Source organism: Lysinibacillus sp. BS3, assembly GCF_039614735.1.
Classification (GTDB): domain Bacteria; phylum Bacillota; class Bacilli; order Bacillales_A; family Planococcaceae; genus Lysinibacillus; species Lysinibacillus capsici.
Genome location: NZ_CP154860.1, coordinates 2,855,602 through 2,875,163, shown reverse-complemented (window position 1 = coordinate 2,875,163; position 19,562 = coordinate 2,855,602). Strand labels below are relative to the sequence as shown.

Annotated in this window: 20 protein-coding genes; 3 read left to right on the top strand and 17 right to left on the bottom strand. The window is 37.9% G+C overall.

The genetic code is table 11. From position 1 onward, the window contains the following. Positions 1 to 8: 8 nt before the first annotated feature. From AAJG31_RS14095 to adh, 5 genes are all read right to left on the bottom strand, one after another. Positions 9 to 488 carry an acyl-CoA thioesterase gene (locus tag AAJG31_RS14095; protein ID WP_004233566.1) on the bottom strand — a complete coding sequence of 160 codons (480 nt, stop codon included), beginning with the start codon at positions 486 to 488 and terminating at the stop codon, positions 9 to 11. A 69-nt stretch (positions 489 to 557) separates the two neighbouring features. Continuing rightward, positions 558 to 1,985, bottom strand: a complete 1,428-nt coding sequence (locus AAJG31_RS14090; protein ID WP_066038318.1) for an aldehyde dehydrogenase family protein — start codon at positions 1,983 to 1,985, stop codon at positions 558 to 560. Between the two features lie 43 nt (positions 1,986 to 2,028). Beyond that, positions 2,029 to 2,997 carry a DUF4003 family protein gene (locus AAJG31_RS14085; RefSeq protein WP_279493464.1) on the bottom strand — a complete coding sequence of 323 codons (969 nt, stop codon included), beginning with the start codon at positions 2,995 to 2,997 and terminating at the stop codon, positions 2,029 to 2,031. A gap of 437 nt (positions 2,998 to 3,434) precedes the next feature. Further along, positions 3,435 to 3,794 carry a DUF779 domain-containing protein gene (locus AAJG31_RS14080; RefSeq protein ID WP_048395522.1) on the bottom strand — a complete coding sequence of 120 codons (360 nt, stop codon included), beginning with the start codon at positions 3,792 to 3,794 and terminating at the stop codon, positions 3,435 to 3,437. Positions 3,795 to 3,815: 21 nt separating this feature from the next. After that, positions 3,816 to 5,336, bottom strand: a complete 1,521-nt coding sequence (gene adh / locus AAJG31_RS14075; protein ID WP_004233561.1) for an aldehyde dehydrogenase — start codon at positions 5,334 to 5,336, stop codon at positions 3,816 to 3,818. Between the two features lie 241 nt (positions 5,337 to 5,577). Here adh and rluF point away from each other — a divergent pair, with 241 nt between their 5' ends. Then, positions 5,578 to 6,279 (top strand): 23S rRNA pseudouridine(2604) synthase RluF, encoded by a 702-nt coding sequence (gene rluF / locus AAJG31_RS14070; RefSeq protein WP_048395521.1) that lies wholly within the window; start codon positions 5,578 to 5,580, stop codon positions 6,277 to 6,279. A 27-nt stretch (positions 6,280 to 6,306) separates the two neighbouring features. Continuing rightward, complete coding sequence (locus AAJG31_RS14065) at positions 6,307 to 7,026, top strand: hypothetical protein (protein ID WP_054548949.1); 720 nt, start codon at positions 6,307 to 6,309, stop codon at positions 7,024 to 7,026. 41 nt (positions 7,027 to 7,067) lie between these two features. On the opposite strand, the gene AAJG31_RS14060 is transcribed toward AAJG31_RS14065, so the two are convergent. The 12 genes from AAJG31_RS14060 to AAJG31_RS14005 form a co-directional block, all read right to left on the bottom strand. Then, the gene (locus AAJG31_RS14060) at positions 7,068 to 7,565 is read right to left on the bottom strand and encodes a cupin domain-containing protein (protein WP_054548948.1); all 498 of its coding nucleotides are present in this window, start codon (positions 7,563 to 7,565) and stop codon (positions 7,068 to 7,070) included. Between the two features lie 115 nt (positions 7,566 to 7,680). Further along, positions 7,681 to 8,388, bottom strand: coding sequence for an ABC transporter ATP-binding protein (locus AAJG31_RS14055; protein WP_048395515.1), 708 nt, complete (start codon positions 8,386 to 8,388; stop codon positions 7,681 to 7,683). Next, complete coding sequence (locus AAJG31_RS14050; RefSeq protein ID WP_048395513.1) at positions 8,388 to 9,167, bottom strand: ABC transporter ATP-binding protein; 780 nt, start codon at positions 9,165 to 9,167, stop codon at positions 8,388 to 8,390. Before AAJG31_RS14050 ends, AAJG31_RS14055 begins: the two co-directional genes overlap by 1 nt. Beyond that, entirely contained in the window at positions 9,167 to 10,102 is a 936-nt protein-coding gene (locus tag AAJG31_RS14045) for a branched-chain amino acid ABC transporter permease (RefSeq protein WP_048395511.1), read from the bottom strand. The genes AAJG31_RS14050 and AAJG31_RS14045 overlap by 1 nt, the downstream gene beginning before the upstream one ends. A gap of 12 nt (positions 10,103 to 10,114) precedes the next feature. Then, positions 10,115 to 10,990 carry a branched-chain amino acid ABC transporter permease gene (locus AAJG31_RS14040; RefSeq protein WP_016992164.1) on the bottom strand — a complete coding sequence of 292 codons (876 nt, stop codon included), beginning with the start codon at positions 10,988 to 10,990 and terminating at the stop codon, positions 10,115 to 10,117. Positions 10,991 to 11,136: 146 nt separating this feature from the next. Next, on the bottom strand, positions 11,137 to 12,357 hold the full coding sequence (locus tag AAJG31_RS14035; RefSeq protein WP_016992165.1) for an ABC transporter substrate-binding protein: 1,221 nt from the start codon (positions 12,355 to 12,357) through the stop codon (positions 11,137 to 11,139). A gap of 403 nt (positions 12,358 to 12,760) precedes the next feature. Continuing rightward, positions 12,761 to 13,363, bottom strand: coding sequence for a hypothetical protein (locus AAJG31_RS14030; RefSeq protein WP_054548946.1), 603 nt, complete (start codon positions 13,361 to 13,363; stop codon positions 12,761 to 12,763). A gap of 87 nt (positions 13,364 to 13,450) precedes the next feature. Continuing rightward, complete coding sequence (locus tag AAJG31_RS14025) at positions 13,451 to 15,235, bottom strand: CotH kinase family protein (RefSeq protein ID WP_103119007.1); 1,785 nt, start codon at positions 15,233 to 15,235, stop codon at positions 13,451 to 13,453. 42 nt (positions 15,236 to 15,277) lie between these two features. After that, entirely contained in the window at positions 15,278 to 15,961 is a 684-nt protein-coding gene (locus AAJG31_RS14020) for a DUF4956 domain-containing protein (protein ID WP_103119008.1), read from the bottom strand. A gap of 19 nt (positions 15,962 to 15,980) precedes the next feature. Next, positions 15,981 to 16,682, bottom strand: coding sequence for a polyphosphate polymerase domain-containing protein (locus AAJG31_RS14015; RefSeq protein ID WP_279493472.1), 702 nt, complete (start codon positions 16,680 to 16,682; stop codon positions 15,981 to 15,983). A 209-nt stretch (positions 16,683 to 16,891) separates the two neighbouring features. After that, positions 16,892 to 18,307, bottom strand: coding sequence for a HAMP domain-containing sensor histidine kinase (locus tag AAJG31_RS14010; RefSeq protein WP_279493474.1), 1,416 nt, complete (start codon positions 18,305 to 18,307; stop codon positions 16,892 to 16,894). Then, complete coding sequence (locus tag AAJG31_RS14005; protein ID WP_279493475.1) at positions 18,291 to 18,977, bottom strand: response regulator transcription factor; 687 nt, start codon at positions 18,975 to 18,977, stop codon at positions 18,291 to 18,293. Before AAJG31_RS14005 ends, AAJG31_RS14010 begins: the two co-directional genes overlap by 17 nt. 219 nt (positions 18,978 to 19,196) lie before the next feature. Between AAJG31_RS14005 and AAJG31_RS14000 the strand changes: the two genes are divergently transcribed. After that, on the top strand, positions 19,197 to 19,529 hold the full coding sequence (locus AAJG31_RS14000; protein WP_048395499.1) for a heme oxygenase: 333 nt from the start codon (positions 19,197 to 19,199) through the stop codon (positions 19,527 to 19,529). The last annotated feature ends 33 nt before the right edge of the window (positions 19,530 to 19,562 follow it).

Below are 19,562 nucleotides of genomic sequence, written 5' to 3'. Positions count from 1 at the left end.
CTTTTTCCTTAATGCGGCAATGCACGTTTTTGTTTACGGTGCTCTCGTCTTGCTGGCCCAGTTTCAAATAAACGCTTCTCTTCATCTGTTTCAGGATAGATTGAGGGAACTGGTACGGGTTTCCCTTCCTCATTTACTGCAACCATTGTGACAAATGATTCTGTCGTTAATTTTTCCTCGCCAGTCTCAATATTGCGAGAAACAACGCGAACATAAACCTCCATTGAAGAACGTCCTGTAGACGAAACAATACTCTCGATTTCAAGAATATCTCCTACATGTGCAGCGGATAAAAAATCAACCGAGTCAATAGAAGCTGTCACTACAAGGCCTTTCGCATGTTTCATTGCTGTAATAGCAGCAATTTCATCAATATAAGCTAACACTCTTCCACCGAAAATAGAATTGTGATTATTTGTGTCTGGGGGTAATACGAGACGCGATTGAACCGTACGTGATTGGCTCATGGGTACAGCGTTGTTTGGCATAATTCTTGCAACTTCCCTTCTCATGTTGTTCTTTCGTCATCGTATCGCAGAAAAAGAGCTGATGCAAATTTAGAACGATTTTTTCATCGAAATAAATTTCATATCAGTCATTTCTTCTATAGCCCACTTAATTCCTTCACGTCCATAACCACTCATCTTTACTCCACCATATGGCATGTTATCTACTCGGAATGTCGGAATATCATTAATAATGACAGCACCAGCCTGTAATTCATCTGCTGCATATAAAGCATCTGACAATATATTCGTGTAAATACCTGCATTTAGGCCAAGGTCCGACTCATTTACAAGTCGAATTGCGTCGTCTAATGTTTCATATGAAACAATTGAGACGATTGGTGCGAATGTTTCCTGACAAACAATTTTCATATCAGCTGACACATTCGTCATAACTGTTGGCGTTAAAGTACGTTCAGTAAATACGCCTCCAGTTGCAATCATAGCCCCCTGTTCTTGTGCCTCCTCAATCCATTCCCTAATACGTTCCACTTCATTTGGATTTATCATGGCACTAACATCTGTTGTCTTCTCTAATGGATCTCCTACTATAAGCTTTTCTGTTTCTGCAACAAATGCTTTAGTAAATTCATCAATAATAGAGGAATGCACATATATACGTTGTAACGAAATGCATACTTGTCCAGCAAAGTTAAAAGCACCGCTTACACAACGACTGATAATTTTATTTATTGGCGTAGATGGTTCGACAATTACTGCAGCATTAGAACCCAGCTCTAAAGTTACTTTACGTAAGCCTACTTTTTCTTTAATCTTCAAACCAACCTTACCACTACCTGTAAAGGTTACTTTTTTGACATATGGATGTGTGACAAGCGTATCACTAAGCTCACCCCCACTTCCTGTCACAATTTGTAATGCCCCATCGGGTAATCCTGCATCTCGGAAAATTTCTGCCATAACGATAGCACTTAGTGGCGTTTGTGTTGCTGGCTTTAATACAACTGTATTGCCCACTGCAAACGCTGGGCCTAACTTGTGTGCCACTAAATTGAACGGAAAATTAAATGGCGTAATGGCTGATATTACACCTAAAGGTTCTCTTTTTGTCCAGCCTATTCGATCTCCTGCTCCAGGGGCTGCATCCATTGGAACCGTCTCACCTTTTGCCTGTTTAGCTCCTTCAGCTGCAAATTGATAGGTTGCGATTGTACGGTCAATTTCAGCTAAACCTGCAACAATAGGTTTTCCAGCCTCTAAGGCTAAAATCTCTGCAAGTTCTTCTTTTCTTTGTCGCATTATATCAACGACTTTATATAATATTTCGGCACGTTCGTAGGCTGTTGTCTTTTTAAACGATTGGAATGCCTGCTGCGCACCTTCGATAGCTTTCTCTACATCTTGAATAGATGCTTTAGCTACATGAGCAATAACCTCACCGCTATATGGAGAAGCTAGCTCATAGCTTTCCTCTGCATCATGCCACTGACCATTAATCCAAAGTTTTGTATCCTTCATCCTTCAAATGCACCTCCAAATAATCATGTTCTTCTTTATTCTATCACGAAGAACTTGAACTAGACGCAATGGCAGCTGCACTAACCGCTGCAATCATTGCTGCTTGCTGTGCTTGGATTAATAGCTCAATAGAAGACATAATGGTCATGGACAAAGACTTTTGTACCTTTGCCATATCATAAATAGCAAATTGTACAGCCATAAAGAGCACAAATTCACGATGCCACTTTAATAACTTCATGTCTTTTAATTCATGGTATAAATCAATCAACCCTTGAAGTTGTGCTTTATCCAGATTAAGTATGGCTAAAAAGCCAAGTAAAGGATAATGCATAGCCTTGACTTTAACGTTTTGCTTTTTGAGCCCATCACGAAGGGTTACAACATCGGGTACTAGCTGACCATCAAATTTGGGTGATAAAAATGTTAATACCTGTGAAAGCCATTGGAGCTCATTGCCAGCATTAAAATTATATGTTCTTAGTTCTTTATAGTATCGATTCATGGTATCCGCGCGCAATTCAACATCATCAGATGGACTGCTTAATAATATGGCATAAGGAATGTCCTCATATGAGGTTAAAAATGGATGATGTTTACGTATAGCATCAAATAAGGCTCTTGCCACCTGTGCATGCGTCTTTTTATCCTGTTCATCCTCCGTCAAGAATTGTGCTCCAATATAGCTAAAATTGCCGCTTCTGAATTTCGCTTCCTTTAAGATGCTCACATTTGTAATTAAATTCTTCACTGCCTTTTCTGCATCATCTTGCTCCATGAGGTTGGCAGCAATACTATATCCAACGGTTGTCCGTAAAGGAGACAGCCATGAAGATTGCTTCTTCATCTCTTGTAAAACATTTTTATACTTCGTTGCATCAAAAGTTTTTCCTGAGGCTACAAATGTACTAGCAATAGCTAACACAATTTTACGGTCCACCGTCCAGCCTGCAGCCTTTGATACCTCCTCTACTGTATTGGCAAATTCATTTTCAATCATCACATAATCCATATTTATCACACTCCTTTACCCGTTTTACGTAACATAATGTGAGAAAGATTCACCCTCTTTGTAACAATTAACATAAAAAGTAAACATAATTTAATGTATGTTACTTACTTTATTTGATTTAATAGAAAATATTAACAACCTATAAAGGAGGTATGGCCGATGTTAGCAAAAACCACAAAGAAACTATTATTTACCATGACCTTAAAGGATCGATTAAATCTATTCCTTTTCCTAAAAAATTCATCCAATAATATCGCTTTACATACTCTTTTCCATAAAAATTAATATCAAAACACTTGAACGCCCAAAATCAATATTCATCATTTCTATAAGAAAAGAGTCATGTGTCCTAAAGCCTCCCTTTCCATACAATAACTTTTCTACTTCCAGATAAAAAAACAGCGGCAGAAAAACTTTGCCGCTGTACAGATAACTTGTTAAATTAACCCTAGCTCTTGCAGTTCTTCAGAGTTGAAGGCTCTTGACCTTGTTAGGAAACGTTTTCCTTCTACGCCCTCGAGTGAAAACATGCCGCCTCTGCCGTCCACCACATCCAATATGATTTGTGTATGCTTCCAGTAATCATATTGATTTTTGTGCATATAGAAAGGGGCACCACCTACTACACCAAGGCACACATCCTGATCTCCTATTAGCAAATCCCCTTCTGGATAACACATTGGTGAGGAGCCATCACAGCATCCGCCTGATTGATGAAACATAACGGGCCCATGTTTCTCTTTTAATAGATCGATTAGTGCTAGCGCTTCTTCCGTAGCTAGTACACGTTCAACCACGCTCATGCACCTCCCTACGAATTAGAAGAAACCAAGTTTGTTTTCGCTATAGCTAACTAATAAGTTTTTCGTTTGTTGGTAATGCGCTAACATCATTTTATGATTTTCACGACCAACACCCGACATTTTGTAGCCACCGAATGCAGCATGTGCAGGATATGCGTGGTAACAGTTTGTCCAAACACGACCAGCTTGAATTTCACGACCGAAGCGATATGCCGTATTTATATCTCTCGTCCAAACACCTGATCCTAAACCATATAATGTATCATTCGCAATTTCCAATGCTTCCTCTTTCGTTTTAAATGTCGTGACAGCAACTACTGGTCCAAAAATTTCTTCTTGGAATATACGCATTTTATTATGTCCTTTGAAAACAGTTGGTTTAATGTAGTAGCCATTTTCGAAGCCTTCACCTACATTATTTTTGTCTCCTCCAATTAGACATTCTGCACCTTCTTGCTTACCAATATCTAAATAAGAAAGAATTTTTTCCATTTGTTCACTAGATGCCTGTGCACCCATCATTGTGTTTGGATCAAGTGGGTTGCCAACTTTAATGGCTTCTACTCGCTGTAATACGCGCTCCATAAATTTATCGTAAATTGATTCCTGAATCAGTGCACGGGAAGGACAAGTACATACTTCCCCTTGATTTAGAGCGAATAGCACAAAGCCTTCAACAGCTTTATCTAAAAAGGCATCATCTTTATCCATAATATCTTCAAAGAAAATGTTTGGCGACTTACCACCCAGTTCTAATGTTACTGGAATAAGATTTTGAGAAGCATATTGCATAATTAAACGCCCTGTTGTTGTCTCACCTGTAAAGGCAATCTTACCAATGCGTGGATTTGATGCAAGCGGTTTCCCTGCTTCTAAGCCAAATCCATTTACAACATTAATGACACCTGGTGGTAGTAAATCTTCTATTAATTCTAAAAGCACCATAATAGATGCTGGTGTTTGTTCTGCAGGTTTTAATACGACACAGTTTCCAGCTGCAAGTGCTGGCGCAAGCTTCCATACAGCCATTAATAACGGGAAGTTCCAAGGTATAATTTGGCCAACTACGCCAATTGGCTCGTGGAAATGATAAGCAACTGTATCGTTATCTATTTGGCTTACTGAGCCCTCTTGAGCACGTAATACCCCAGCAAAATAACGAAAATGATCAATTGCAAGAGGGATGTCTGCATTTAATGTTTCGCGTACCGCTTTACCGTTATCCCATGTTTCAGCAACGGCTAGCTTTTCTAAATTTTGCTCGATACGGTCCGCAATTTTAAGTAAAATGTTTGCGCGTTCTGTTGGTGATGTTTTACCCCATGCATCCTTAGCAGCATGTGCCGCATCTAATGCATGTTCAATATCCTCAGCTGTGGAACGTGCTATTTGTGTAAAAACTTGTCCAGTAACAGGAGTAACGTTATCAAAGTATTGACCCTTCACTGGGGGTGTCCATTCGCCACCGATATAATTATCATATTTCTCTTTGAATTGAACTACCGATCCTTCAGTGTTTGGAAATGCATAAACCATTTTACTTCTCCCCTTTACACAATTTAATGAGAACTATCTACAAAAAACGTTATTTTATATCGGAATAACAATATTTTCATAGAAACCCTCTCACCTAATATATTGTCAGAAACATAAAATAATTTCAACTTTTTCAAAAACTTTTCCAACTAATTTATTTTTGCTAGAAAAGCTTCTAGCATTCACTGTATGTGCGACGTTAAGGTATACTTAAAAATAATATAAAATATAGGAGAACAATATGCGTATTAATAAATATTTAAGTGAAACAGGCATCATATCTCGTCGTGGTGCTGATAAATGGATAGCAGAAGGAAAGGTAACAATTAACGGAGAACTGGCAACGGTTGGTAGTCAAGTTGAAACAGGAGACATTGTTTGCGTGGATGGAAAAGAGGTAAAGAAAGAACAACAGCTTGTTTACATTGCTCTAAATAAACCTGTCGGCATTACAAGTACGACAGAGCGTCATATAAAAGGCAATGTTGTTGATTTTGTCAATCATCCTCTACGTATTTTTCATATCGGGCGTCTTGATAAGGAATCAGAGGGGCTATTATTATTAACGAATGATGGTGATATCGTCAATAAAATTCTACGTGCTGAAAATCATCATGAAAAAGAATACATTGTTCAAGTTGATAAGCCTATAACTGCGCAATTCATCCAAAAAATGGGTGCAGGTGTTGATATTTTAGATACAACAACCTTACCATGCCATGTGGAAAAGATTTCAGATAAAGTATTTAAAATCATTTTAGAGCAAGGCTTAAACCGCCAAATTCGTCGAATGTGCTCAGCACTAGGGTATTCCGTTAAGCGTCTACAACGCATTCGTATTATGAATATTAAGCTTGGTAATTTAAAGGTAGGGCAATGGCGTGATTTAACGGAGAAGGAACGAACAGAACTATTCAAACTACTCAATTACACACCAAAATAGATACATCCAAAGGGAGGGACGAGGACTATGATATCCATTCAAAGCACAGAACAACTAACAGGGGTACGAATTAGCGCGGATTATTGGGATTTAGATGAACTAATTAATGCTATTTATAAAGTAACTGGTGACGAAAATAAATACTATGATTATCAGGGTCCTCGACTACGTATTTTAAGCGTTTGCTATAAACTAAGACATGCTATGCTTGGTGAGCATCACCTAGAGTTTGTTAGTAATGGACTTAATAAGAGTGTTCTAACACAACATGAACTCATCTTTCCAAATAAGAATGTCTATTTTTCAACAGAAATTCTTTGGCCAGAAATTATCTTTAGTGCAATCGCATTAAATGATTTTATTGAACTGCACCAAAAATTAAACAATGCTTCTATATGGAATCATGAGATAGCTATTATACGTAAATTTCAAGCGGCTATTGCTGAATGTTTAGAGCAGGAGGTAAGTGACGAAGATTATGTTGTGTTTTTAAGAATGTTACATGCTAAAAACCCCTTAACTTTCCGTTTTGCAACACAATACGTTGATGTTTTAAATCTAGAGTATATTGAATTAAGTAAAGAGGAACGTCAGGCACATTTAGCTGCATTTGCTGTGCGATTAATGGTAGAGGACCATGAATATGTAGCATTAAAATCCCACCTGATGGAAGCAGCTATGGCAACGAAACAAGCATTACATGATATTCAAATTCAACTTAATTATCCTGAAGAAATACTGTGGTGAACGAATCATGCCGTCTCAAAATAATTGAGACGGCTGTTTTTCTATTCAATTGTTTTGTAGGCCATTTTATAAATAACTTCCTTGTGCTGAGGATAATCTACTAAAAGCTCTTCCTGTGTGAACAATTCAAAGTCCTCAAAGTCAAAGCCTGGCGCCACCATACATCCGACTAAACTAAACGTCTCAGATTCCTCCACCGACGAGCCGAAAATTGTATGCTTTGGTACTGCAAGCTGAGGGACTTCCCCCGCTTCTATATTCAAGCCAAGCTTCTTCGCTTCATATGTCCCATCTGGGAAAATCATATGAACTGTTAGTGGGCTTCCAGCGTGATAATACCATAGCTCGTCCGATTGTAGACGATGTAAATGTGAAATATCCTGTGAGCGCAGAAGGAAATATATACTAGTATAAATCGGTCTCTGTACATCTCTCACTGCTATATCGTCTGATGCACGAAACGATGAAATGTAATAGCCCCCTTCAGGATGTTCGGCTAACTTTAAATGTTCAATAAAATATTGTGCTGAATACTTCAAAAAGCATCACTCCTTTTTTCAACCTTACCAAAAAGTAAAGTGGAAATGCTACCTCTGATTTTCTTTCAACATACAAGCCAAAAAGGACATCTCAACATGAGATGTCCTACCATTTTTATAATCCGCCTAAATAAGCTGCCTTTACTTGCTCACTCTCTTGTAGCTCTTTTGCTGAACCAGATAAAACAATACGCCCTGTTTCAAGTACATATGCACGGTTAGCGACAGATAATGCCATATTAGCATTTTGCTCTACAAGTAATACGGTTGTTCCTTCTTTATTAACCTGCTCAATAATATTGAAGATATTTTTCACCATCAACGGTGCAAGACCCATCGAAGGTTCATCCATTAATAACAGTTTTGGTTTTGCCATTAAGGCGCGCCCCATCGCCAGCATCTGCTGTTCCCCACCAGACAATGTACCTGACTGCTGTTTTCGGCGCTCTAATAATCGTGGAAATAACTCGAAAACATGATCCATATCTTTCTTAATACCTGCTTTATCATTACGCAGATACGCACCAAGCTCTAAGTTTTCCTCAACTGACATATTGGCAAAAACACGGCGTCCTTCTGGAACGTGAGAAATCCCTGATTTAACAATAGTCTGTGCCGCTTTCCCAGCTATCGAAAAGCCTTCGTATTCGATAATGCCACCTTTTGGCTTTAATAAACCTGACAATGTCTTTAAGAGCGTACTTTTTCCAGCACCATTTGCACCGATTAACGTTACAATTTCACCCTCGTTTACTTCTAAAGAGAGGCCCTTTAATGCTTGGATATTGCCATAAAAAACATCGATATTTTGTACTTTTAGCATTAGCCGATAACCTCCTCTCCAAGATATGCTTCTATTACCTTTGGATTGTTGCGAATTTCTTCTGGTGTCCCGTCAGCGATTAATTGTCCGTGATCAAGTACGTAAATGCGCTCACAAATACCCATAACTAAGCTCATATCATGCTCAATCAGCAATATTGTTAAACCGAACTCTTTACGAATAAATGCAATTAGCTCCATTAAATCGTGAGTTTCTTGTGGGTTCATCCCTGCTGCTGGTTCATCCAATAGAAGCAGTTTGGGATTTGCTGCTAACGCACGAGCAATCTCTAAACGACGTTGCATCCCGTATGGCAAATTCTTAGCTAGCTCATCTTTATAGACATCTAAGCCAAAGATTTTTAAGAACTCAATGGACTGTTGCTCCATTTCGGCCTCACCTTTGAAATGCGTAGGTAAACGAAAAATAGAAGCCCACATAGAATGCTTTGCAAGTGAATGATTGGCTACCTTTACATTGTCAAGAACAGATAGCTCTTTAAATAATCGAATATTTTGGAACGTACGGCTGATCCCTTTCTGTGTAACCTGATAGGGTGCAAGTCCATTCAATTTCAGACCATTAAAAGTAATTGTACCTTCCGTAGGTGTATATACCCCTGTTAACATATTAAAGCTAGTTGTTTTTCCAGCTCCGTTTGGCCCAATAAGTCCTACCAACTCGCCTTGGTTAAGGTACATATTAACACCCTGTACTGCCTTTAAACCACCGAATTGAATACCCATATTTTCAACATTGATAAGAAGGTTTCCAGTCATTATTTCGTACCTCCCTTTTTACCAAACTTAAATAATTGTGTTATCTCTTTCGTTCCCATTAAGCCTGTTGGACGATAAAGCATCACGATAATTAATACTAAACTGTAAATAATCATACGCGTTTCTGGGAAGTTTGCTAGATAAGTAGACACGACTGTTAGGAAAATCGCAGCAATCACTGAACCAGAAAGACTTCCTAAACCACCAAGTACAACGTAAATTAAAATATCAAATGATTTTAAGAAACCGAATGTTGTCGGTTGAATAATGTAAAAGTTATGTGCAAAAATGGCTCCTGCTAGACCTGCGAAGAAAGACCCAATCGCAAATGCAACAACTTTATAGTAAGTTGTGTTAATACCCATCGCATCTGCTGCTATTTCATCTTCTCGAATGGAAATACACGCACGCCCATGACGAGAATTTGTAAAGTTTGAGATAACTAGAATCGTTAACACTACGCCAAAGAATGCGTATGTCCAGTTCGATAAATATTTAACCTGCATCCCTGCTGCGCCACCAACATAATCCGTATTTAAAAAGATAATACGAATGATCTCTGCAAATCCAAGTGTAGCAATCGCTAAGTAATCCCCTTTTAAACGAAGCGTTGGAATCCCTACGATTAAACCAGCAACTGCTGCTGCAGCAGCCCCTAATAAGATGGCCAATGGGAATGGTAACATTAACTTTGTTGTAATAATAGCGGATACATATGCTCCAACTGCAAGGAACCCAGCATGCCCAATTGAAAACTGTCCAGTAACACCAATAACAATATGCAAGCTGACAGCCAACATGATGTTAATACACATTGTGATCAACATATTTTTATAGTACAAATCAATTACTTCTGTTGTAATCAACAATTGTACAACTGCATAGATGACTAGCGCTATTACGGCATAGCCCCAGAAAACTTTAGACTTTTTCATAAAACCGCTCACCTACACTTTCTCACGGGCGTTTTTACCAAAGATACCCGATGGTCTGAAGATTAAGATTAAAATTAAAATAACGAATGCCGCTGCATCACGCCATAACGAGAAGCCAAGTGCACTTACTAAGGACTCTACAACACCTAGTAACATACCACCAACCATAGCGCCAGGGATGATACCAATACCACCAAGAACAGCTGCGATAAATGCTTTAACCCCAGGAATAACCCCCATTAACGGGTCAATTTTTGTATAATAAACCCCAAAGATAACACCTGCTGCACCAGCTAAAGCTGAACCAATCGCAAACGTTGCAGAGATTGTATTGTCAACGTTAATACCCATTAAGCGAGCTGCATCTGCATCGTGGGAAACGGCACGCATCGCTTTACCGATTTTTGTTTTATGTACGATGAATTGTAAAAGAATCATCAGTACAACTGCGACTGATAAAATTAAGATGGAAGTACTGCTGATTTGAACGCCAAAAATATCTAATGATTTATTTTTGAAAACTTCAGGATATGCTGCTGGTTGTGCACCTCTGAAGAAAATTGTTGTATATTCAATTAATAGCGATACACCTATCGCTGTAATTAAAGCTGCGATACGTGTCGCATTTCGTAAACGTTTATAGGCAATACGTTCAATTAATACACCAAAAATTGCACAAACTAACATCGCCAATAATAATGCTGGGAAGAAACCAAGCTCCCATTTAGCAATAGCGTAAAAGCCAATAAATGACCCAATCATGAAGACATCACCATGAGCAAAGTTAATCAGCTTGATAATACCGTATACCATCGTATACCCTAACGCTATTAACGCGTAGATACTTCCAAGTGAAATACCGTTCACAAGTTGCTGTATCCATTCCATGCGCATTCACTCCTTTAAATTTTCCGAAAATTGAAAAATAAGTACATAGGTCGATACTAAAAGTTATGTTTTGCTCTACGATTCTAGTTATCTAACACACAAAAAAGGAAGGCGTGTTTACCCGCCTCCCCCTTGCTTACAAAACATTAAGGATTAACTTTAGAGTTGAACACTTGTTTACCGTCTTTAAATTCAAGAACTGTTGCTGTTTTAATTGGGTTATGATTTTCGTCAACTGAGAAAGTACCTGTTACTAAAGAAAGATCTTTTGTTGCAGCTAATTCATTTTTAATTGCTTCCCCATCTGTAGAGCCTGCACGTTTAATTGCATCAGCAATGTAGTAAATTGTGTCATAACCAAGTGCGTTGAATGCGTCAGGCGCTTTGTCACCATTTGCCGCTTTAAATGCCTTTACAAAATCTTGAATTTTTTGATCTGGGTCTTCAGCAGAATAGTGGTTTGTGATGAATGTGTTATTCAATGCATCCGCGCCAGCTAATTCAATTAATGTTGGAGAATCCCAACCATCAGCACCCATCAGAGGTACATCAATGCCCATTTCACGTGCTTGTTTAACAATCAAACCAACTTCTTCATAATATCCAGGGATAAAAATAAAGTCTGGATTTGCGGCTTTAATATTTGTTAATTGTGTACGGAAATCTGTATCCTTCGCTACATAAGCTTCTTCTTTTACAACTTTTCCGCCACTCTTCGTAATCGTTTCTTTAAAGGATTTTGCTAAACCTTTTGCATAGTCTGATGCATTATCTGCAAAAATAGCTACATTTTTCGCATCTAGCTCACCTGAAGCAAAATTAGCTGCTACAATCCCCTGGAATGGGTCAATAAAGCATGTACGGAAAGCATATTCATTAACACTGCCATCCTCATTTACCGTGATATTCGGTGCTGTACCAGAACCCGTAACAATAGGAATTTTATTATCATTTGCAATTTGAACAGTAGCTACTGTATTACCTGAAGTTGCAGGTGCTAGCATTGCTACTACTTTATCCTGCGTTGCTAGTTTAATAGCAGCTGAAGTTGCTTCAGAGTTCTCTGATTTATTATCTACTTTAATCAGTTCAATTTTCTTACCATCAATACCGCCAGCATCATTAATTTCTTTTACAGCCAGTTCTGCACCTAGCCCAATAGAGGAACCATAAGATGCTACATTCCCTGAAAGCTCTAAGTTGGCACCGATTTTAATTGTATCGCCATCAGATGAACCTCCGCCTGATGATGAGCCTCCGCCAGAACTTGAATCGTCTCCGTTACCGCAACCAGCAAGAACACCAGCAAGTAATGAAGATGCTACTAAAAGTGAACCGAACTTCTTAAGCTTTTTGCTCTCTCTCATAATTAAATTCCCCCTGAAAATTTCTCAAATATTAGATATTTCTGATAATTATAAACAATTAAATTCATTTACTCAATAGCCAAAATAATTATTTATAACTATCTAAAAACAAAAGAAAATATTATTCATATAAGCCTTTTTCATTGTAAAACATTCTTTATATTTAGTCTAGAGCGATTTTTCAGTATAATTAGTTATTTATGAATTATCTTTTAATTCAAACTATAGACTAGTACAAAACTATCAGATGAAATTGTTTTTTCAACATAAAGTCTGCTTGATTTATAGAACATCTTCCTCTATTACAATTATTTCCCTGAAAATAATCAAAAGAATACGAATAACTAATTGCTAATATCTGTACTGCTAACAAGAAAAAGCTTAGAGTGGGTTTCCCCATACTCTAAGCTTTTTTTAATTCAAAGACACAAAGGCGCTCATTAATATTTGTTTCATTTTCTAAATGCACTTCATGAAGCAACTCAAATGGTGTTCCATGATGTAAAAATTGTAAATAATCGTAAGGCGGATAATATAAAATTATATGAATATCTCGCATTCGCTGCTCATAGGATTTCCAAATATTGTGAATGACTGTGCGAAAAATATGGATTGAAAAAGGATTAAAAAAGAAAAACACATTATCACGTGACTTTATTTCATATGATTCGGCTATTGTATGAATAAACTTAATAGGGGCATGTGCTCTCATTTTTTGAAGATAACTACGTTTATTTTCTTCAGCCTCCGTATAAAACCCTGCATCCATTTCTATCCCAATGGTTGGTATATGGAACTTATGGTGCACATAAATAGGAACTCGCCCTTTCCCGCACCCCATATCAATAAATACTGGATTGTCAGGCATCTGATACGCAGCGAATAATTGCTCCAATCCTCTGTAGGGTGTTGGCTCATAACGATGATAGTGTGCAAGCTTAGGAAAGCCATATTGCTCTCCCACCGTGTTTATATGCAAATGTTTATCAAATTGCTGTTCATTCATATGAAAGGACTCCTCAGAAAAGAATGCTTTATTTTAACACGATAAAAAGCAAAAACCATACCCAAAGATATTGGATATGGTTATTTTCTAACGACCTCTACGTTTAAATTTAACAACAAAGAGAAGTGCAAGAAGGAGTAGCACTAGGCATGTAATGGCTGTAAACATTGTATTTTTATCAATAACAGGCTCGTGATTCGCAGCTTCACTATTCGCACCAGGCATTCCCATTGGGGCTCCATTTCCATCAGGAGGTTGCATTTGTTCTCCATTTTGTCCATTTCTCGGACCCTCGCCCTCTCTATTAAAAGGTGGGCTCTTTGATGGATCAAAGTCCTCTGGTAGCTGACTTGGATCAAAATCATCTGGCATCCAATCCATTTCACCATTTTCACTTGGTATTGGCATACCCATATTGCCCTGAGAAGACGTAGATGCTTCCACAACAAGCTCCCCAGACAGTTGCTTTAATATAGATTCTGAGCGCTGTTTGGCAAATTCCGGCAAGCTATTTTCACCTTCAACTGCTTCTAAAAACTGCTCCGTAGTAGAGAATTTGGTTGGATCCGCCTCCACATAAGTAGTTAATAAGACAGCTAACTTTTTAGTAATGGATTGCACATACTCTTCTGTTAAATAAGTTGTCGCTAGTTCTTCTAAATAACCTTCATATTTGTCACGATATTCATCATTCGAAAGCAATGCCTTCAAGAGTGGCCGCTCCTCTAATGTTGTGCCAGAAACAGGTGTTGTCACACTAAAATTAATAGCACTATCATTTATTAGATTGCCCGACATGCCCATTCCCATGTCAACGCCGCCACCTCGTTGTTGCTGCATACCCCCATCGCCAGTTTGATCGGGTTGTCCATTGTTTTGTGCCACTGGTTTTTCCATATTAGTAGTAACGTCAGCTTGATTTTCACCGTTTCCTCCTGCTATTCTACCGCCTCCAGCCCCAAAGCCACCAAAGGACATGTTGTAATCCCAAGGAATAATAGAAAACACACCGTTCTGTTCATATAAATAATAGTTATGTTTCATATTCCCTTGATAACTATCTAAATTCACAAGTGCTGTGTTGACGGCAAAATAACGTAACATTTCATCCACATCGATATACTTTTCTATGTCTCCACCATTATTAATTGCGTCTAGCATTTCAACTAATTTGGATTGATTAATATTACCTTCATTTGTTTTTAATCCGATACCTGTATAGTCTTCGATATCGTCGCTTATATATTTTAAATCGCTGCCTGTCCCATCTGGCTTAAATAAAAAACCATCATTAGAGCCGTAATTATTAGCCAGGAATGTCTCATCAACAGCTTCTACCCCTAAGAACAAACCACGCTCCTCACCATTCACTGTGACATACATATAGGAGTGTGCTGGTGTTGGTAAACCCATTTGCTCCATCAGTTCATAGGAGATATACTCTCTCATTAATGTAGAGTCACTATAATTATTGTTTAAATTAAATTTTTTTAAGCCATACAAGCTTTGTGTATCATCATAATAATCAAAATCGATTTTTAAGCTATAGCGATCTGAGTCACTATTGACAACCGATCGTAATGATAGATTGCCCTTTGTACGAATAGCAACATTCTCAACTTTCTTGCCGTTTACTGTAATATCTGCTTGTTTTAATTCTTCAGCAGAAGCATTTTCGAGCATGTCAGCCCAATCTTCCTCAGCAATTTCAATATCAACTGTTGTTACTTTATTTTTATTAAATACTATATTCTCATAGGAGAACTCAGAATTTTTCGTTTCAATGCCTACATTCGGAAGTACAGCATATATCACGACAAAGAGAAGGAGTAAAATCACCATGCATAGATAGACAATTCGTGTTTTAATCATAGCCGTCACCTCTCATCGTAGTTCTATTTGTTAATGAGGTCATTACGCTGTGAAATTCCCATCATAGCTCAGCATAATGGCTGATTTTACACCAGCTACCTTTGTTAGTTCTTCCATCAATTTTGCATCATTTTGTTTTACACGAATTTCATAAGTTGTTTCGATTTCATTCTGTTGCATAATGGATTTCGATTTGAGAGCGAATTTTTTTGTTTGCGCAGCAATAATTCGCTCAATTTCAGCATTAGCCAATTCCTCTTCAAACTTTACAATTAGTAAATACGGATTTTCTACCGTTATTTTATTAACGAATATTAGCAATACAAGTCCGATTAAAATAGCACCAATAATCACTAATGGAATAAAGCCAGCACCACATAAAATACCTGAAACAATTGCCCAGAAAATATAGACTAAATCCATGGGATCCTTAATAGGTGTACGGAAACGTACAATAGATAAGGCACCAACCATACCAAGTGACAGCAGAACATTTGAACTGATTCCCATAATCACTAGTGCTGTTGCCATTGTCATTATAAGTAGTGAGATATTGAATGAATGTGAGTAAATGACTCCATTAAAGGTCTTCTTATAAACAGCATAAATGAAAAGCCCAATAAAAAACGCTACTACTAAACCAATAATTGAATCGATTAATGAAAACGAGGTTGTTTTTTCTAAAAAGTTGGATTTAAAAATATCACTAAATTTAATTGTATCCATTGTTCATTCTCCTTTATTATTAGCCGTACATACGACTAAGTTGATATTTTGAATAGGCCTCAGCACGAGTATCCACTGACTGTAGTAAATATTTGATGATGTCTGGTAGATATCCATCGTACTTTACCTCTAAAATTACAAGATTAGGCTCCAGCACATCGACCATAGGCAAGTTTTGATTAAACATATCCGTGTTGCGTAGACTCGATTGCACCTTACTATCAAATGTCACACGCACATTGCCAAACGGATAGATATAGGCTTCTCTCTCGTAATCCACTACCGTAGTAGGTCGCAACTGGTTGTAATTCATCTCATGATATAAATCTCGAATTAGCGCTCGGTCATCATTCTCCATCCAGGCTATCTCGCCAATACGTAGTTTTTCATACTCAGCTTGAGATATTGAACATTTTGTTTTAAAGGTCACATTGTTACGCTTACTCTTCCGCTCAAGATTAATAACATTATTAGACTTGCCGTATATGCGTACTCGATATTTATCTCGATTAATAAAGCCTTCTTTTTTCTCATTTAACACTTTATTGGCAAAATTATCGAAGTACGTACTACGAATTAAATATTTACCGTCTAAGCCAGCATGATGATCACGCTGCATAACATGCTGAAGCTTGGCTTTTAATAATGCATAATCTGGATAGGAGATCGCTTGTTTTATTTCTTGGCGACCATTTGGATTAAATGAAGTAACTATTGGCATTTCATCACTCTCCCTACTTGTATTAGTGTCAGACTGACTAACCTTTAATGCTGCTCGTCCCTTTGTTCATTTCCCGTCTACATCGTTTACTATAAAGGGCTTTTGTGTCAGGCAGATGTCAGCTTTACAAATTCTTCAACTCTCTTTTACAAAACAAAGCAGATTTCTGGGAGACGGATTAAACCAACACTAAGAAGGCTACTACGCTCTTATAGCGTAGTAGCCTTTTGCAATACTAATTCAAAATGTGTTCCAGAGGGATTGCTTTCAATTAATCGCAAATCGCCCCCAACAGATTGGGCCATCATTTTACTAAGTGGTAATCCTAAACCCAAGCCGCGAACAGTATATTTTTTATTTTCCCCTCTATAAAAGCGCTCAAAAATAAATGACTGATCCTCTAGAGGGATTCCATGTCCTGTGTCCTTCACCATCACTGACAGAGCCTCGCCATGATCTATCAACCTCAAGGTTATTGTTCCTTTGTCCATCGCCTGTTTAGCATTGGTTAATAGGTTTGTAATGATCTGTTGGATACGAACAATATCTATCTGTACAAGCACAGGTTTTTCCAACAAATGTAAATGAACTTTTACATGTTCATCTTCCTGCATGACTTCCCACTGTGCCACCGCCTCTCGCAGTAGCTGATTAACATCTACTGACTCTATCTGCACAGGAATAGCATCGACAGCAAAATGGTTAAAGGCAAGTAAGTCACCAACCATTGTTTTCATTTTTGTCGTTTCGACCATAGCCATTTCAATGAATTCCATAGCATCCTGTCCCGTTACAACACCATCTCTTACAGCCTGTAATAAACCACTTATAGAGGTGACAGGTGTTTTCAATTCATGGGTGACACCTGCTAGTAATTCCGTTCGAGTTTTCTCCAGCTGTTCTAATTTATTTGCCATATTTTTAAAGGAGGAAACAAGCTCATAGATTTCCTTTTCCTTACTATATTGAGGCAAATCAATTGCATAATTGCCTTCCTGTACATGCTTGGCAGCCTCAGCTACTTGTTTAATGGGATGGGCCAAACGCTTTGACAGAAAGTAAATAGCGATCCAGCCTAATAATGCTAATGCTCCAATTAATATGGCAAGCTGTCCATATGCTTGGTTAACTCTTGTTAAATTCCCCTTCTTCTCCATCACCAGGGCCCAGCCCAATAACTCATGATTATTTTCTATCTTTCTTTTCACTACATATTCAGGTTCAAGTCCATCCTTTATTTCCTTAGTACCTTCTTTTCCATCTAACAAGCCAGCTACATTTTTAGCACTACCAGGTGGTACAGGACGGTTGCTAGTCAGTATATTTCCCTCTGTATCTACAACATACAAAATCGGATCGATCTCTTTCATATTAAAACGCTGACGATCCCCTATGAAACCTGGAATACCATTTATAGGTCCATTATTAGGATTTGTTGTATCCGTTAAACGATAGACCGTTTCGTCTGCTAAAAACTCCATTAATTCTAATCGATTTTCAAATGTTGTATGTCGAATCCACGCTGCTGAGATTAAAGATATAATAGCTAAGCCTATAAAAAGTGTCAGTAAATATCGGCTCGTCCAATATTGAAGTAAGGATATTCGCTTATTTTTTTTGAACACTTAGCTGATACCCCAATCCACGTAGTGTCTTTATTTCTCCTTCCGCTTCATCCCATTCTTTTAAAGCCTTCCTTAGCCTCTTTATAGCTAAATCTACAGCACGATCACTACCCTCATACTCCCATCCCCAAACTTGATCTATAAGCTGATCCCGGGTAAATGTTTGATTAGGGTGGTCAGCTAAAAACATGAGCACTGATAAATCTCTTGGCGTTAATACAATCTCTTCTCCACCCAAAAGCACTTTATGCGCTTTACAATCAATCACTAGAGACCCATACTGCTTACCAGTAGCTGAATCAGAACTACCTACAGCACGTCTTAAAACAGCCCTCACTCTTGCAACAACTTCATCTGCGATAAAAGGCTTGGCAATATAATCATCTGCCCCATGATCAAACCCCTCTAGACGGTAATTAACCTCACCTAATGCTGTTAACATGATAACTGGGCAAGTACTTCGTTCTCTTATTTCTTTTAAAATGGACCAACCATTTTTTTCTGGTAACATAATATCTAGCAACACTAGATCTGGCTGTGTTTCACGAAACATGACCAAGGCTTGACCACCATTGAAACATTGTGTCACACTATAACCGACTTTTTGTAAATACACCTTTAAAACCTGGCTTATTGGATATTCGTCCTCTATTACTAGAATGTTTGCCAAAGTCAATCACCTCGCTACTAGTTCACTCTTATATTCATTATAGCACTGGATTATGTCAGTTAAATGTCAGCCTATCCATTACCCATAAACTAATAGCACAGATTATATAGAGGACATCTATTGACAATGTCTTCCTCAGCCACTTATCATTGAGTGCGAATGATAATCAATGATAATTCATTCAAAAACCTAGTAAATGAAATTAAGGGGGGTAAAAGCATGATTATTGTAACTAATCGTATTCAAGTAAAACCCGGTTTTGCTGCGAGAATGGCACCAAATTTTACAAAGCCAGGTCCTCTGCAACAGTTTGAAGGCTTTCATAAAGTAGAGGTATTAATTTCAACTGATGATCCTACTTATGATGAAATGAGTGTTAATATGTATTGGGAATCTAAGGAGCATTTCCAAGCATGGCGTAATAGCGATGCATTTGCTGCAGCCCATCAACGCCCAAATTCGGGCTCTGAGGGAGAAAAGGCTGACAGTCCAATTATCGGCAGCAAAATAGTGGTGGCGGAATTAGCTTCTTCTATTGAAGCCTTAAATTAATAAACGACGATTAAATTACTTATACATTATCTT